This window comes from Delftia sp. S65 (assembly GCF_016516495.1).
In the GTDB taxonomy this organism is placed as follows: Bacteria; Pseudomonadota; Gammaproteobacteria; order Burkholderiales; family Burkholderiaceae_C; genus Comamonas; species Comamonas acidovorans.
The window spans coordinates 1-15,729 of record NZ_JACVUR010000046.1; the positions used below are offsets into that span (position 1 = coordinate 1).

At 68.1% G+C, this 15,729-nt stretch carries 14 protein-coding genes; all 14 read left to right on the top strand.

Features of this window, described 5'->3' with window-relative positions:
• Positions 1–1,653, top strand: a 1,653-nt coding sequence (gene tagH, locus IAE24_RS25425) for a type VI secretion system-associated FHA domain protein TagH (protein WP_200016399.1), incomplete at its 5' end; no start/stop codon positions are given.
• Positions 1,650–2,438, top strand: a complete 789-nt coding sequence (locus tag IAE24_RS25430; RefSeq protein ID WP_013802366.1) for a PP2C family protein-serine/threonine phosphatase — start codon at positions 1,650–1,652, stop codon at positions 2,436–2,438. The genes tagH and IAE24_RS25430, both read left to right, overlap by 4 nt.
• Before the next feature lie 19 nt (positions 2,439–2,457).
• On the top strand, positions 2,458–3,048 hold the full coding sequence (gene tssJ, locus IAE24_RS25435) for a type VI secretion system lipoprotein TssJ (RefSeq protein ID WP_065346972.1): 591 nt from the start codon (positions 2,458–2,460) through the stop codon (positions 3,046–3,048).
• A 17-nt stretch (positions 3,049–3,065) separates the two neighbouring features.
• Entirely contained in the window at positions 3,066–4,400 is a 1,335-nt protein-coding gene (gene tssK, locus IAE24_RS25440) for a type VI secretion system baseplate subunit TssK (RefSeq protein WP_012205669.1), read from the top strand.
• 21 nt (positions 4,401–4,421) lie between these two features.
• On the top strand, positions 4,422–5,753 hold the full coding sequence (locus IAE24_RS25445) for a DotU family type VI secretion system protein (RefSeq protein ID WP_012205670.1): 1,332 nt from the start codon (positions 4,422–4,424) through the stop codon (positions 5,751–5,753).
• A gap of 4 nt (positions 5,754–5,757) precedes the next feature.
• Positions 5,758–9,414 carry a type VI secretion system membrane subunit TssM gene (tssM, locus tag IAE24_RS25450; protein WP_043823006.1) on the top strand — a complete coding sequence of 1,219 codons (3,657 nt, stop codon included), beginning with the start codon at positions 5,758–5,760 and terminating at the stop codon, positions 9,412–9,414.
• Entirely contained in the window at positions 9,396–10,100 is a 705-nt protein-coding gene (gene tagF, locus IAE24_RS25455) for a type VI secretion system-associated protein TagF (protein ID WP_013802362.1), read from the top strand. The genes tssM and tagF overlap by 19 nt, the downstream gene beginning before the upstream one ends.
• Before the next feature lie 57 nt (positions 10,101–10,157).
• A complete protein-coding gene (tssA, locus tag IAE24_RS25460) occupies positions 10,158–11,183 on the top strand; it encodes a type VI secretion system protein TssA (protein ID WP_199960663.1) in 1,026 nt (341 codons plus the stop codon).
• Positions 11,180–11,602 carry a hypothetical protein gene (locus IAE24_RS25465; protein ID WP_199960664.1) on the top strand — a complete coding sequence of 141 codons (423 nt, stop codon included), beginning with the start codon at positions 11,180–11,182 and terminating at the stop codon, positions 11,600–11,602. Before tssA ends, IAE24_RS25465 begins: the two co-directional genes overlap by 4 nt.
• A gap of 123 nt (positions 11,603–11,725) precedes the next feature.
• On the top strand, positions 11,726–12,268 hold the full coding sequence (gene tssB, locus IAE24_RS25470; RefSeq protein WP_012205675.1) for a type VI secretion system contractile sheath small subunit: 543 nt from the start codon (positions 11,726–11,728) through the stop codon (positions 12,266–12,268).
• A gap of 28 nt (positions 12,269–12,296) precedes the next feature.
• Positions 12,297–13,790 (top strand): type VI secretion system contractile sheath large subunit, encoded by a 1,494-nt coding sequence (gene tssC / locus IAE24_RS25475; RefSeq protein WP_012205676.1) that lies wholly within the window; start codon positions 12,297–12,299, stop codon positions 13,788–13,790.
• 117 nt (positions 13,791–13,907) lie between these two features.
• Entirely contained in the window at positions 13,908–14,279 is a 372-nt protein-coding gene (locus IAE24_RS25480) for a hypothetical protein (protein ID WP_013802359.1), read from the top strand.
• A gap of 20 nt (positions 14,280–14,299) precedes the next feature.
• The gene (locus IAE24_RS25485) at positions 14,300–14,839 is read left to right on the top strand and encodes a hypothetical protein (RefSeq protein ID WP_224986303.1); all 540 of its coding nucleotides are present in this window, start codon (positions 14,300–14,302) and stop codon (positions 14,837–14,839) included.
• A gap of 48 nt (positions 14,840–14,887) precedes the next feature.
• Positions 14,888–15,694 carry a type VI secretion system accessory protein TagJ gene (locus IAE24_RS25490; protein WP_043823011.1) on the top strand — a complete coding sequence of 269 codons (807 nt, stop codon included), beginning with the start codon at positions 14,888–14,890 and terminating at the stop codon, positions 15,692–15,694.
• Positions 15,695–15,729 lie beyond the last annotated feature (35 nt).

Here is a 15,729-nt window from a genome sequence, read left to right on the forward strand (position 1 = left end):
CCGCAACCCCAGATCGTCCCGCCTCCCGTCGCCGCCCAGCCCCCGCTGCCGGAAGCAACGCCGCTGGCAGAGGCAGCGCCGCTGGCAGACGTATTGCCCGCCGCCGCCCCCGGCATCGCCGATCCCTGGGAAGGCCTGACGGCACTGAGCCTGGATGCCATCCAGACCCCTGCCGTGCCTTCGATAGAGAGCGCCATCCCGCCCGAGCAGGCTGCACTGGCCATGCCGCAGCCCGCCAAGCCGCAGCATCGACCCCTGCTGATCCCCAATGATTTCGACCCCTTTGCTCCGCCGCCCCAGCAGGCTCGGCAGCAGGAGGAAGGCTGGGCCGGCCTGCCATCGCAAGGCACGGGTGAGCTGATACAGCAGCGCCATGACGGCATGGTCCACACGCTGCCGCTCAAGGGCCTGAGCACCGAGGCCTTGCATGATGCCTCCCATACCGGCCTGCCTTCGTGCTTCGAGCAATCCCAAAAGCTCGACCCGCTTGCGTTGTTCGACCAGGGTGGCCTGCCCCCCGATGCGCAGCCGCTGCAGCAGGCCTCGGGCCGGGGCTCCGAACTGGGCCAGGCCTTCAATCTGCCGCGCATGCAGTCGCATGCACAGCCCGCGGAGCCGGTGCCACCGCAGGAGGCCGCAGCACCGGCCCAGCACGCACTCCCGCCCGTGATCGATACCGTGATTCCTGCAGTGCAGGAGCAGCTGCCTGTACAGGTGGAGGCGCGGGCACAGGCACAGGACATTCCGGTTGCCGCGCCTTCCCCGGCGCCCGTGCCCCAGATCCCCGCCGAGCCGGCCGCGCTGGACGGTCTGCTGCCCACCAATGGACTGGATCTGGACCTCTTCAAGTCCGGTCTTGCCCATGTTGCGCCCATCGCCAGGGCTGCCGTTGCCGCTGCCTCGGCTCCCCCCCTTGACGCAGGCGTCAACGTCTATATCCCCGCGGCCTCCAGCATCCTCGGCCAGGGCGACGCCGCCATCCCCATCGGCGCCCTGCCCTCCACCGCCGCGCCCGTCGATATTCCCGTGCAGCCCCAGCCGGCCGCGAGCGCCGATCTGCAGGCACTGGCCGCAGCCTTCATGGAGGGCGCAGGCCTGAACCCGGCCAAGACCCATTTCGAGGTCACACCGGAATTCATGCGCACTTTCGGAGAAGCCCTGCGCATTGCCGTGCAGGGAACCATCGACCTGCTGGCCGCGCGCTCCGAGATCAAGCGCGAGTTCCGCGCCGGCGTGACCATCATTGCCACGGGGGCCAACAACCCGCTCAAGTTCCTGCCCAATTCCGAGGGCGTGCTCATGCAGATGGTCCACCAGACCTTCCCGGGCTTCATGAAGCCGCTGCCTGCCATGCAGGACGCCTTCCAGGACCTGCATGTGCACCAGCTGGCCCTGATGGCCGGCATCCGCGCCGCCTATGCCGAAGCCCTGACCCGGTTCGATCCGACCGAGCTGGAGCGCCGCACAGAAACCAACCCCGGCCTGCTGGACAAGCTGCTGACCAATGGCCGCAAGGCCGCGCTGTGGGACGACTACAAGCACAACTTCGACGTGCTGCGCCGCCATGCCGAGGACGACCTGATGGCCTTCTCTGGCCGCACCTTCGTCGAGGCCTACGAAAACGCCGAGCAGTCCGTGAAAGGCCAGCCGTGATCGCCTACCTCGACGGAGACGGCCACCGCTACAGCATCCAGGTGGCCAGCGCCTCCCACAGCGGCAGGCGTTCCAGCAACGAAGACGCCATGGGCCTGATGGACCTGGGCGCCGGCGGCCTGTGCTGCACGCTGGCCGACGGCGCTGGCGGACACGGGCATGGCGAGCTCGCCGCCCAGCTCACCGTGCAGGCCGTGGTGGATGGCTTCCGGCAGAACCCGCTGTTCGCCCCCGCCAGCCTGGCCTCCCTGATTTCCCAGGCGGAGCACCGCGTCAGCGGCCAGCAGTCCACCTCGGTCTCGCGCATGCACATGAGCGCCACCGTGGTGGTGCTGTGCATCGATCCCGAGCAGGGCCGGGCCCTGTGGGCGCACTGGGGCGACTCGCGCCTGTACTGGTTCCGCGCGGGCCGCATGCACCTGCGCACCGAAGACCACAGCCTGGTGCAGCAGCTGCTGCACGCCGGCCTGTACGAGGAGAACGACCCGCGCCGCCTGCCCAACCGCAACGTGCTGGCCGGCGCCATTGGCGCCGAGGGCCAGGTGCCGCCCAGCATCCGCGCCGACGCCGTGGCCCTGGAGGCCGGCGATGTCTTCCTGCTGTGCTCGGACGGCCTGTGGGAAGGCATGCACGAGTCGGAAATGGAGCAGTTGCTGGCCGCCAGCCAGCGCCCCGACGAATGGATACAGCGCATGGTCGGCCGCGTCGTATCCAGCGGCAATCCGCACCAGGACAACCTCAGCGCGCTGACGGTGTGGATCTGCCCGCGTGAAACCAATGACTGACATCGAGACAGGAGAAGCCATGTGGAGATCACAGGAACCGCAGGGGCGCCGGCAGGCGCTGCAAACGCTGGGCGCCTTGGGCCTGGGCACGGCCGTGGTGACCGGCCTGGCCGGCTGCGGCTCCCTCAACCCCCTGAGCCGCGCGCCCGAAGTGGCGCCCACAGCCGTGCCCACCGCCATATTCGAAGTGGTGGCGGACATGGACATCAACCCGGACCGTGAAGGCATTCCCAAGCCCGTGCTGCTGCGCATCTACGAGCTGCGCGCCTCCGCCGCCTTCGACCGCGCCGGCTTCTTCGACCTGCAGGACAAGGACGACGGCCAGCTGGGCAGCGACTTCGTGCGGCGCGAGGAATTCCTGGTCGCGCCCGGCCAGCGCCAGGTTATTGAGCGCAAGGGCAACCCCGATGTGCGCGCCTTCGGCCTGTTCGCCGCCTACCGCGATCTGGAGCGCAGCACCTGGCGCGCCTCGGCCGTCGCGCCCAACTCCGTGGAGCTGCGCAGGCGCTGGTGGGGCATGGGCTCCACCGAAAAGCTGCAGCCCGTGCGCTACCAGGTGCACCTGACCCGCGAAGAGGTCACCGTCCGCATTCAACCCGCATCCCAATAAACGCACATCTATCCACCATGGTCTGGCAACGCAAAGTCATCTGGGCCGAGGGCATGTTCCTTCGGCCCCAGCACTTCCAGCAGCAGGAGCGCTTCCTGTTCCGGCAACTGCAGTCACGCAGCCTGCCGGGGCAGCCCTTTTTCTGGGGCTTCTCGGAACTGGAGCTGGACACCGATCTGCTGCGCATGGGCAAGCTGGGCATCCGTTCGGCCCACGGCGTGCTGCCCGACGGCACGCCGTTCCAGCTGCCGGGCGACGACGAGGCGCCCACGCCGCTGGACATCGGCAAGGACTTCAAGGACGTGGTGGTCCACCTGGCGCTGCCGCTGCGCCGCTTCTCGGGCAGCGAAGTGACCTTTGGCGAAGGCTCCCAGAGCCCTGCGCGCTATCTCAGCGACGTGACCGAAGTGGCGGACAGCAACGACGTGGGTGCCCAGCCCGCCGAGGTGCAGCTGGGCCGGCTGCGCCTGAGCCTGCGCCCCGCCCACGAGCTGACCGAAGGCTGGGTCAGCCTGCCCGTGGCCCATGTGGTGGAGCGCCAGGCCAGCGGCGGCGTGCTGCTGGAGCCCGGCTTCATCCCCACCGTGGTCAACAACGGGCCCAGCTCGGTGCTCAACACCTTCTGCAAGGAAATCCACGGCCTGCTGCGCCAGCGCGGCGAAGTGCTGGCCCAGCGCATGATCCAGCCCGAGCGCGGCGGCATCGGCGAGGTCGGCGACTTCCTGCTGCTGCAGCTCATCAACCACTGGACGGGCGCGGCCCAGCACTGGGTGCGCACCGCCAGCATCCACCCCGAGCGCCTGTTCGAGGAACTGCTGCGCCTGGCCGCCGAGCTGACCACCTTCGACCACGAGCGCCGCCGCCCCGAGGTGCTGCCCGCCTACGACCATGACGACCTGCGGCGCAGCTTCCCGCCGCTGATGCTGGAGCTGCGGCGCAGCCTGTCCTCGGTGCTGGAGCAAAACGCCATCCAGATCCCGCTGCACGACCGCCAGTACGGCGTGCGCGTGGCGCTGATCCCGTCCACCGAACTGCTCACCACCTGCGACTTCGTGCTGGCCGCCCATGCCCAGACCACGCCGGAATTCCTGCGCACCCACTTTCCCACCCAGACCAAGCTGGGCCCCGTGGAGCGCATACGCGACCTGGTGAACCTGCACCTGCCCGGCGTCACGCTGCGGCCCCTGCCCATTGCCCCGCGCGAGATTCCCTACCACGCGGGCTACAACTATTTCGAGGTGGACACCACGCACGATCTGTGGAACCAGCTGCAAAGCTCCGGCGGCCTTGCCATGCACGTCTCCGGCGAATTCCCCGACCTGCAACTGGAGTTCTGGGCCATCCGCCGCTGACGGCGCGACGCATCTTCCGACATGAACAGTTCCAACATCAGCCACCAAATGCCCTGGGGCGGCGACGCCGACACGGGCCGTGCCGAAGGCGCGGCCAGCGCCGCGCCCGCGCCTGCCGGCCAGGAGCCGCTGCGCTCCAACCTGCCCGACGTGGTCAGCGGCGGCAACCCGCTGGTGGCCGCCGCCAACCGGCTGCTGAACCTCATCCCCCAGATCCGCGCCATGGTCACCAACGAGGACCCGCGCGCGCTGCAACAACTGCTGCTCGAGCACATCCGCGAGTTCGAGCAGCGCGCAGGCGCCAGCGGCGTGCCCATGGAGACCATCATCGGCGCACGCTACTGCATCTGCACGGTGCTGGACGAGACCGCCGCCCAGACGCCCTGGGGCAGTGCCGGCGTCTGGCCCAAGCACAGCCTGCTGGTCGCCCTGCACAACGAAACCTGGGGCGGCGAGAAGTTCTTTCAGCTGCTGGCCCGGCTGGTGCAGACGCCGCACCAGCACATCGACCTGATCGAGCTGCTGTACTACTGCGTGATGCTGGGCTTTGAAGGCCGCTACCGCGTGATCGACAACGGCCGCGCCCAACTGGAAACGCTGAAGGCGCGCCTGCTGCAGCTCATCGAATCCACGCGCGGCGACCGCAGCAGCCTGCTGTCCGTGCACTGGCGTGGCGTGCAGCGCCTGGCCTCGCCGCCCTGGGCCATGGTGCCGCTGTGGGTGGCCGCGGCCATCACCTTGCTGCTGGCGTTCTTCATCTACCTGTGGTTCAGCTACCGGCTGTCCAACAGTTCGGACGACCTGTTCGCCGCCATCAACGAGATCCGCTTCCCGCGCACCTCGGCGGCCGCCACCGTCGCCACGCTCAAGCCGCGGCTGCGCCAGTTCCTGGAGCCCGAGATCCGCGAAGGCCTGGTCAGCGTGCGCGACGAGGCCGACCGCAGCACCGTCATCCTGCGCGGCGACGGCCTGTTCGACCCGGCCGCCACCGTCGTCAAGCCCCGCTACGTGCAGGTCATCCACCGCGTGGCAGCGGCCCTGGACGAAGTGCCGGGCAAGGTCGTCGTCAACGGCTACACCGACAACCTGCCCATACGCACGGCGCGTTTCCCGTCCAACTGGAACCTGTCGCAGGAACGTGCCCAGGCCGTGTCCCAGATGCTGGGCGGCTCGCTGCGCGACCGCCAGCGCCTGCATGCCGAGGGCCGTGCCGACAGCGACCCCGTCGCCCCCAACAACACGGCAGAAGGCCGGGCGCTGAACCGGCGGGTGGAAATCGTCCTGCTGGTCGCGCCCCAGCAACGTGACCAGCAACTGCAGGCCCTGCCTGCCGCACCCGAGACCAGGAACTGATCCCATGATCCGTCGCATCGCCTCATGGCTGTTCAACCGCTACATGCTGGAGCTTCTGGGCCTGGTGGCCCTGAGCCTGCTCATCTGGTTCGTCGGCCCGCTCGTCTTCATCCAGCCCTACCAGCCGCTGGGCAGCCCCACCGTGCGCTGGTGGATCATTGCCGGCCTGTTCATCCTCTGGTTCCTGCGCCTGCTGCTGCGCTGGTGGCGCGCACAGCGCATGAACGAGCACCTCATGACCGGCCTGGCCCGCCTGACCTCGCCGCGCGAGGCGGACGGCACGCCCGCAGCAGGCTCCGAGGAAGTGGCCGAGCTGGAGTCGCGCTTCAAGGAAGCCCTGGACACGCTGAGCAAGACCCGCTTCGGCCAGACCGAAGGCGGCCTGTTCGGCCGCTGGAACAAGCGCTACATCTACCAGCTGCCCTGGTACCTGATCATCGGCTCGCCGGGTTCGGGCAAGACCACGGCCCTGATCAACTCGGGGCTGGACTTCCCGCTGGCGGCCCAATTCGGCAAGCGTGCCATCCCCGGCATAGGCGGCACGCGCAACTGCGACTGGTGGTTCACCGACCAGGCCGTTCTGCTGGACACGGCCGGCCGCTACACCACCCAGGAAAGCGATGCGGAGCAGGACAAGGCAGCCTGGAAGGGCTTCATGCAGCTGCTCAAGCGCTTTCGCGGACGCCAGCCGGTCAACGGCGTGATCGTCACGCTCAGCGTGCAGGAACTGCTCAGTGCCAGCGACGCCGAGCGCGCCCAGCTGGCCCAGCTGATCGGCCTGCGCCTGAGCGAGCTGTGCGAGGAGCTGACCATCCGCTTCCCCGTCTACGTGCTGGTCACCAAGAGCGACCTGCTGGCGGGCTTCAACGAGTTCTTCGGCGCCATGAGCCGCGAGGAGCGCGCCCAGGTCTGGGGCTTCACCTATCCCTATGACGAAAAGACCCAGCGCTCGCCCGCCAGCGACCCGCAGGCCGCCAGCGCCCTGTACATGGAGGAGTTCGACGCACTGGTCGCCCAGATCAACCGCCTGCTGCCCCAGCGGCTGATGACCGAGCCCGATCTTGCGCGCCGCAGCCTGCTCTACGCACTGCCCCAGCAGTTTGCCGGCCTCAAGGACGTGGTGCGCGACACGCTGGATGCGGCGTTCTCCGCCTCGCGCTTCAAGGAAAAGCCGCTGCTGCGCGGCGTCTACTTCACCAGCGGCACGCAGGAGGGCATGCCCTTCGACCGCGTGATGTCGGCCCTGTCGCGCCGCTTTGCGCTGCGTGGCCGCCTGCCGGCCGATGCCGTGCCGCAGCAGGGCCGCAGCTACTTCCTGGAGTCGCTGTTCAAGGACGTGATGTTCAACGAGTCCGGCCTGACCGGGCGCAACGCCAAGAAAGAGCGCCAGCTGCGCCTGATGCAGGCCGCCGGCCTGTGCGCCCTGCTGCTGGCCCTGGGCGGCGCGGCCCTGGCCTGGACGCTGAGCTACGAGAACAACCAGCGCTACCTGAACGAAGTGGCCGACAACGCCGGCACGCTGCGCCAGGCCGTGGAGGAATCCAAGGCCACCGACCCCGACAACGTGGTCGCCCTGGTGCCCATGCTCAACCACGCAGCGCGCGTGGCGCAGAGCAGCCGCTTCGAGGAATCGGCCCCGCTGGGGTGGCGCTGGGGCCTGCTGCAGGTGCCCAAGGTGCAGACGGCCGCCCACGCCACCTACCTGCGCCTGCTGGAAGACGCCTGGCTGCCGCGCCTGAGCAGCCATGTCGCGCGCTCGCTGCGCCAGGTCAGCACCGGCAGCCCCGAGGCCAGCTACGAAACGCTCAAGGCCTATCTCATGCTCTATGAGCCCGACCACTTCGACGCCACCTTCGTCAAGGCCTGGCTGCGCAGCGATTGGGAAAACACCCTGCCCCAGCATCTGGTGCAGGCCGGCCTGGTGGATCAGCTGTCCGAACACCTGGACCGCCTCATCGATGGCCGCGTGGTGGTTTCCGCCCAGCCCATTGACGCCAACCTGGTCGCCGAGGTGCGCCAGCGCCTGGCCCAGATGTCGCCCGCCCAGCGCGCCTACAGCCGCCTCAAGCAGCTGCTGAACACCGGCGACAAGCTGCCGCCCGACTTCAGCGTGGTGCGTGCCAGCGGTCCCGAGGCGCCCCAGGTCTTTGCGCGTGCCAGCGGCAAGCCGCTCACCCAGGGCATCAGCGGCCTGTTCACCTATGACGGCTACCACGGCCTCTTCCTGCACGAGCTGCCCAAGGTCACCACCTTGTTGGCCAAGGAGGAAACCTGGGTGCTGGGCCAGGCCGAAGGCCGGCGCAGCGTGGCCCAGGAAGTGCTGACGGGCCAGCTGGCCAACGAGGTCAAGCGCCTGTACCTGATGGAGTACGCGCGTCTGTGGGAAACCTTCCTGGCCGACATCCGCCCCATACGCACGGCCTCGCTGGAGCAGGCCGGCGAGCAGGCCCGCCTGTACTCGTCCGCCAACTCCAGCCTGGAGCAGTTCATCCGCGCCGTGGCCCGCGAGACCACGCTGGCCCGCCGCCCGGACCAGCAGGAAGGCGGCAGCTCGGGCAGCACCAGCAGCTGGCTGGGCGAGAAACTGCAGCGCATCCGCGAGGAACAGCACCAGCTCAGCCGCCTGACCGGCAAGCCGCTGAACGTGGGCGGCATGCTGGCCACCGGCACGCTGGAGGCCGACATCGTGGACTTCCGCTTCCGCGAATACCGGCGCCTTGCCACCAGCAACGGCTCGGGCCCGGCGCCCATCACCGCCAGCCTGCAGGTGCTCAACGAGGCGGCGGCCGTCATCGCCTCGGCGCGCCAGCAGGTGATCCAGGGCGGCGGCGTGCCTCCCTCGCTCAGCGGCACGCTGGAGAAGGTGCGCTCGGAGGCCAAGCGCGTGCCGCCTCCGCTCAACAGCATGTACGAGGCCCTGGCCACGTCCACCTCGTCCTTCGTGGGAAGCAGCGTGCGCAGCACGCTGGGCGGCAACCTCAACGCCACCATCGGCGACTTCTGCCGCCGCGCCATCCTGGGCCGCTACCCCTTCACTCGCAGCGCCACGCGCGACGTGACCACGGACGACTTCGCCCGCCTGTTCGCCACCGGCGGCACCATGGACGAGTTCTTCCGCACCCAGCTGCAGACCATGGTGGACATCTCCACCGTGCCCTGGACCTTCAAGCAGGGTGTGGACGGCACGCCGGTGGGGGGCTCTGCCTCGCTGGCCGCCTTCCAGCGCGCGGCCTCCATCCGCGACGTGTTCTTCCGCGCAGGCGGCAACACGCCCGGCATCCGGCTGGAGATCAAGCCGCTGGACATGGACGCCTCCATCTCCCAGATGGTGCTGGACGTGGACGGCGAAATCGTGCGCTACCAGCACGGTCCGCAAATCCCCAAGGCCGTCTCCTGGCCGGGCACGCGCGGCACCGGCCAGGCCCGGCTGCAGATCACGGCTGCCGGCGCCCAGAACACCGGCATCGTGACCGAAGGCCCCTGGGCGCTGCACCGCCTGTTCGACCGTGCCCAGATCCTGCCGGGCAACTCGCCCGAGCGTTTCACGGCCATCTTCACCATCGACGGACGCAAGCTGCGCATGGAAGTCACCACCAGCAGCGTCCTCAACCCATTCCGGCTCAAGGCCATGGAGGAATTCGAATGTCCGGACCGGCTGTGAACGCCATGACCCTCCAGCGACCCTGCGCCGCCTGGTGGGGCAAGCTGCCAAGCCAGGGCGATTTCGTCGGCCGGCGCATGCCCCACGCACTGACCATGCGCTGGGACGAATGGCTGCGCAACGGCATGGACCAGCTGCGCAGCGATGCGGCCGACAACTGGTCCACGCGCTTCGTGCACTCGCCGCTGTGGTTCTTCCTGTGCCCCGCCTCCATCCTGGGCCAGCCCATGGTGGGCGTGATCGGGCCCAGCTCCGACCGCATCGGCCGGCTCTTTCCACTGGCCATCATGGCCACGGTGGACGGCAGCTCCGGCATGCCGGCGTCGGACCAGGACATCGAACGCTTTCTGAGCGGCGCCCGTGATGCGCTCATCGACGCTCGGCGCCTGCCCCTGTCGGCCCAGCAGCTCGATGAGCGGCTGGCCACCCTGCAATGGCCGTTCCAGCAGGACGGCCGCACGCCGGACAGCACCTCCATCCACAGCCTGCTGGCGGACCTTGACATGGGCGCCTCGCAAGGCAACGCCGCGCGCCTGCCGCGCATGGACTGGCGCGCCTGCATGCGCCCGGGCTCCACCACCTCCGTCTGGTGGATCTCGGCCACGCCGCGCCACGCCCCTGACGAAGTGGTCCAGCACGAAGTGCTGCACCGCCGCCTGTTCACCCGGCTGTTCAAGGGCGCCTGAGTTCGTCCAGATCGCACCGTCCACTCCACACCATACCCAAGCAACACCGACCCGCCCATGGCCAATATCCAGGACCTGCTGACCGAGACCGCCGCCGAGCCGCCCTGCGGCCCGGACCTTACCTATGACAACGATTTCCAGGCCATGGAAAGCGCTGCGCAGGGCAAGGTAGAACAGCAGTTCGGCGACACCGTCATCCCCGCCGAGCCACCGGACTGGCGCGACGTGGAGCGCCAGGCCTCGGCCCTGATGCAGCGCACCAAGGACCTGCGCGTGGCCGTGCTGCTGTGCCGTGCCTGGACCATCCTGCACGGCCTGCCCGGCACGCTGCAGGGCCTGCAGCTGTGCGGCGCCCTGCTGGAGCGCCACTGGGAGCATGTCCACCCCCTGCCCGAGGATGGCGATGACTACTTCATGCGCATGAATGCCCTGGGCACCCTGTCGGACGTGACAGGCTTTGTGCGTGACCTGCGCAACGCCGACTTCCTGCGCGGCGCGCTGGGCCAGATCAGCGTGCGCGACGCCGAACTGATGGCCAAGGGCAACGTGCCCGAGGACCTGCCGCACCTGACTGCCGACGAATTGCGCATGGCCTCGGCACGCGCGCATGCAGAGGGCCACGAAACCCTGCTGGCCGTCACCCCTGCGCTGCAGGAACTCGACCGGATCCGCGCCTGCTGCGAACAGCACCTGCCCAGCCACCAGCAGCCCGAGCTTGACGGCCTGCGCCAGCTGCTGCTGGCCCTCAAGCAATGGCAGCCCCAGTCCACAGGCGATGCCGACACGGACGCTGAAACCGATCCGGCCGCACAAACCGGCACAGAGGGCGGCACGGCGGCCCACCCCGCGCCAGGCTCGGCACCCGCCCCGGCGCGCAACCGCGAACAGGCGATTGCCCAGTTGCTGGAGATCGCCGCCTTCGTGGAGCGCACCGAACCCTCCAACCCCGCCCCCCTGCTCATCCGCCGTGCCGCGCGCTTCATGCGCATGGGCTTCATGGACATCCTGCGCGAACTGTCGCCCGACAGCCTGGCCCAGGTGGAAGTGATCACGGGCGCTCACCTGCAGGAGCAGCAGACATGAAGGCCAAATGCTGTTTCATGGCCCTGGGCGTGGGTCTCTCGACGCCAGCCTTCGCAGATGCCGGTGCACGGCCTGCAAACGCCATCGAGCGCATCACGATCCGCGACGGCACCGCCAAAAGCGAAGACCCCCGCATCCATTGCGATTCACTGCGCATTGACGAAAAGCGTGCGCGCTACTTCCTGCGCCACGCCAGGCCCAGCAGCCAGTTCAATTACGCGCGTGCCTATGAAACCGGTAGCTGCAGTGCCCGTGCCGTCGTGCGCTTCAAGGGCGGCCGCCAGGTCAATCTGACCATCGACAGCGGCACCGGCTGGGGGACGACGGAGAACAAGCGCTCCATCGCCTACCTCTACTGCGAGGAATGCACGGATCTGCTGGACCCGGACTTCGCTTTCAAGGAGATGGCTGCCCCATGACACCCACCCCGTCCACCTGTTTCCACACGGCCTCTTGCGCCCTCAGCCCTTCGGTCCGCCGCAAGGCGGGACTCCAGGCTTTTTACTTCTGCGACCTATTTTTTTCTTGAAAGGAACACCCGCATGTCGCTCACCAAAACCGGCAAGAGTGGTCAGAAATTCATCGCGCGCAACCGTGCGCCGCGCGTGCAGATCGAGTACGACGTCGAGATCTACGGTTCGGAAAAGAAGGTGCAGATCCCCTTCGTGATGGGCGTGCTGGCCGATCTGTCGGGCAAGCCCGTCGATCCGCTGCCCGAAATCGCCGACCGCAAGTTCCTGGAAATCGACATCGACAACTTCGATGCGCGCATGAAGTCCATCAAGCCCCGCGTCGCCTTCCAGGTGGACAACACGCTGACGGGCGAGGGCAAGCTCAACATCGACCTGAGCTTCGAGAGCATGGAGGACTTCTCCCCCGCCGCCATCGCGCGGCGCGTGGGCGCGCTCAACTCGCTGCTGGAGGCACGCACCCAGCTGCACAACCTGCTGTCCTACATGGACGGCAAGCAGGGCGCCGAAGAGCTGATCGGCAAGGTGCTCAAGGACCCTGCGCTGCTCAAGTCGCTGGCCGCCGCGCCCAACATCACTGCCCCGCAGGCCTCGGGCCCTGCATCCGAGGCTTGAGGCAGCACATCAGGAAGGCAAGCACGTCATGAATACCGCAACCCAACTCGAACAATCGACCCAGGCGCTGGCCGGCAGCGAATTCGGCAGCCTGCTGCAAAAGGAATTCAAGCCCAAGACCGACCAGGCCCGCGAAGCCGTGGAAGCGGCCGTGCAGACACTGGCCCAGCAGGCCCTGGGCTCGGCGATCACGCTGTCCAACGATGCCTACCAGACGGTGCAGGCCATCATTGCCGAGATCGACCGCAAGCTGTCCGAGCAGATCAACCGCATCATCCACCACGACGACTACCAGAAGCTCGAAGGCGCCTGGCGCGGTCTGCACCACCTGGTGACCAACACCGAGGTGGACGAGATGCTCAAGATCCGCGTCATGAACATCTCCAAGAAGGAGCTGCACCGCAACATGCGCCGCTTCAAGGGCGTGGGCTGGGACCAGAGCCCCGTCTTCAAGAAGGTGTACGAAGAGGAGTACGGCCAGTTCGGCGGCGAGCCCTTCGGCTGCCTGGTGGGCGACTACCACTTCGACCACAGCCCGCCGGACGTGGAGCTGCTCGGTGAAATGGCCAAGGTGGCCGCCGCGGCCCACTGCCCCTTCATCTCCGGCGCGGCGCCCGCCATCATGCAGATGGAATCCTGGCAGGAGCTGGCCAATCCGCGCGACCTGACCAAGATCTTCACCAACACCGAGTACGCCGCCTGGCGCAGCCTGCGCGAGTCCGACGACGCCAAGTACATCGGCCTGGCCATGCCCCGCTTCCTGGCACGCCTGCCCTACGGCGCGCGCACCAACCCGGTCGATGAATTCGACTTCGAGGAAGAAACCGACAGCGGCGACCACGGCAAGTACTGCTGGGCCAACTCGGCCTACGCCATGGCGGTCAACATCAACCGCTCGTTCAAGTACTACGGCTGGTGCACCTCCATCCGCGGCGTGGAATCGGGCGGCGCGGTGGACAACCTGCCGGCCCACACCTTCCCCACCGACGACGGCGGCGTGGACATGAAGTGCCCCACGGAAATCGCCATCAGCGACCGCCGCGAGGCAGAGCTCGCCAAGAACGGCTTCATGCCCCTGGTGCACCGCAAGAACTCGGACGTGGCCGCCTTCATCGGCGCCCAGTCGCTGGCCAAGCCCGCCGAGTACTACGACTCCGACGCCACGGCCAACGCCAACCTGTCGGCGCGCCTGCCCTACATGTTCGCCTGCTGCCGTTTCGCGCACTACCTCAAGTGCATCGTGCGCGACAAGATCGGCTCCTTCCGCGAGCGCACCGACATGGAGCGCTGGCTCAACGACTGGATCATGAACTACGTGGACGGCGACCCGGCCAACTCCTCGCAGGAGACCAAGGCCCGCAAGCCCCTGGCCGCCGCCGAGGTGCAGGTGCAGGAAGTCGAGGGCAACCCCGGCTACTACACCTCCAAGTTCTTCCTGCGCCCCCACTACCAGCTGGAAGGCCTGACGGTTTCGCTGCGCCTGGTGTCCAAGCTGCCTTCCGTGAAGCAGGGCGCGAAGTAAGACTGCCCGCCTACCTGGCTCCTGGTGCAGACACGCTCGCACCAGGGCCAGGCCCCATAACAAGAAACAGGCCTGGAGAAGCTTTCTCCTCCAGGACCCAACTCAGAGAGGCTTTTCATGCCCTGGAATGTAGACAACGCCGTCGCCACCCTGCAGACCAATGCCCGCGCCAGCTCCGCCGGCTACTGCGCGCGCTATGTGCGCGATGCGATCGGCGCTGGCGGCATCGCACTGCAGCGCACGCGCGATGCCAAGGACTACGGCACCAGCCTGGTGGCCGCCGGCTTCACACGCTACGACGCCATGCCCGAAGGTGGCTACAAGAAGGGCGATGTGGCGGTGATGCAGGGCTTCACCTCATCGCCCGCCGGCCACATGCAGATGTTCGACGGAAGCGTCTGGATCTCGGACTTCAAGCAGAACGGTTTCTGGGCAGGGCCCGGCTACCGCACCCACAAGCCCGCTTTCAAGATCTACCGCCATCCCTGATGCGCCCATTGAGCCACGCCATGAACGCCTGTTCCAAAGCTTTCTTCACCCTGCTGCTGGCCGGCACGGCCTGCGCCACGGTGCAGGCCGCCCCTGCCACGGCAGCGGACATCACCACCCTGTTCACCGACGCCCTGCATTGCCGCATCGAGTTTCCCGACGGCCGCGACGAAGCGCTGGCCCAGCGCCTGCGCGCGCAGGGCGTGACCGTGGTGGACCGCGCGCCCGGCGAAAGCCTGGACCTGCTCTACCTGTTTGCCACGCCGCTGGAGATCGATGGCACGCAGGTGTCCTCCATCACCGTGCGCGGCGGCAGCGGCAGCATTGTCGCGGCGCGCGCCACGGGCAGCCTGCAGGCCCTGGTCCAGCGCACCAAGGCCCGGCCACAGGCGCGCAGCAGCTGGAACCTGGAAGGTTTCGGCGAGCTGCCCGCCCAGTACGCACGCGCCATGCCGCTCAGAAAGGGCCTGGACGAGACGCCACCGCGCATCGTCATCGGCCATGTGGCCGGCGAGGCGCCCGACGCCGTGCGCTGGGGCTGCCGCTCCTACGACGACTGACCGGGGCGCAGCCGCACCCCGCCCCTCTCTTTTTCCTGCGTTTTCACCATGCCCCTGCCCAGCTTCACCTCACAGCTTTCCCTGGACGAGCAACTCAAGGCCCTGAAGGACCAGATCCGCCAGGCACCGGCCTCGGCGCCCCTGCGCGTCTACTACTTCCAGCTGCTGTGCGTGCTGGGCGAATGGCAAAAGGCACTGGAGCAGCTGCAGCTGTGTGCCCAGCTCGACCCGTCGTGCGAGCCCATGGCGCGCGCCTACCGCGAGGCCATCCGCTGCGAAGTGCTGCGCGCCGAGGTCTTCGCCGGCAAGAAAAAGCCCTTTCTCATGGGCGAGCCCGCGCAATGGCTGGCCTGCCTGATCGACGCCCTGGCACACGAAGGCGCGGCCGCCCAGGACCTGCGCGCCCGCGCCCTGGATGAAGCGCCCGCCACGGCCGGCCACATGGGCGAGCACCGCTTTGAATGGCTGGCCGACAGCGATACCCGCCTGGGCCCCGTCTGCGAGCTGCTGGCCCACGGCAGCTACTACTGGCTGCCCTTCGACGCCATTGCACAGATCGGCTTCGAGCCCGTGCAGGACCTGCGCGACCTGATCTGGCTGCCCTGCGAGGTCACGCTGCGCGAGGGCGGCGCGCTGCAGGGCTTCATGCCTGCGCGCTATCCGCTGGCGCCCGGCGATGACGACGCCGTCCGCATGTCGCGCCGCACGCAGTGGAGCCCGCTGGACACAGGCTCCTCCGATCCTGACGAATCCTCGGGCCACGTGGCCGGCCACGGCCAGCGCACCTGGGTCACCGACTCCGAGGACTTTCCCATGCTGCAGGTGCGCCAGCTCACGCTGAGCACCGCTGCCTGATACCCCGCCCCTTTTTCATCACCCGCAAGACCAGA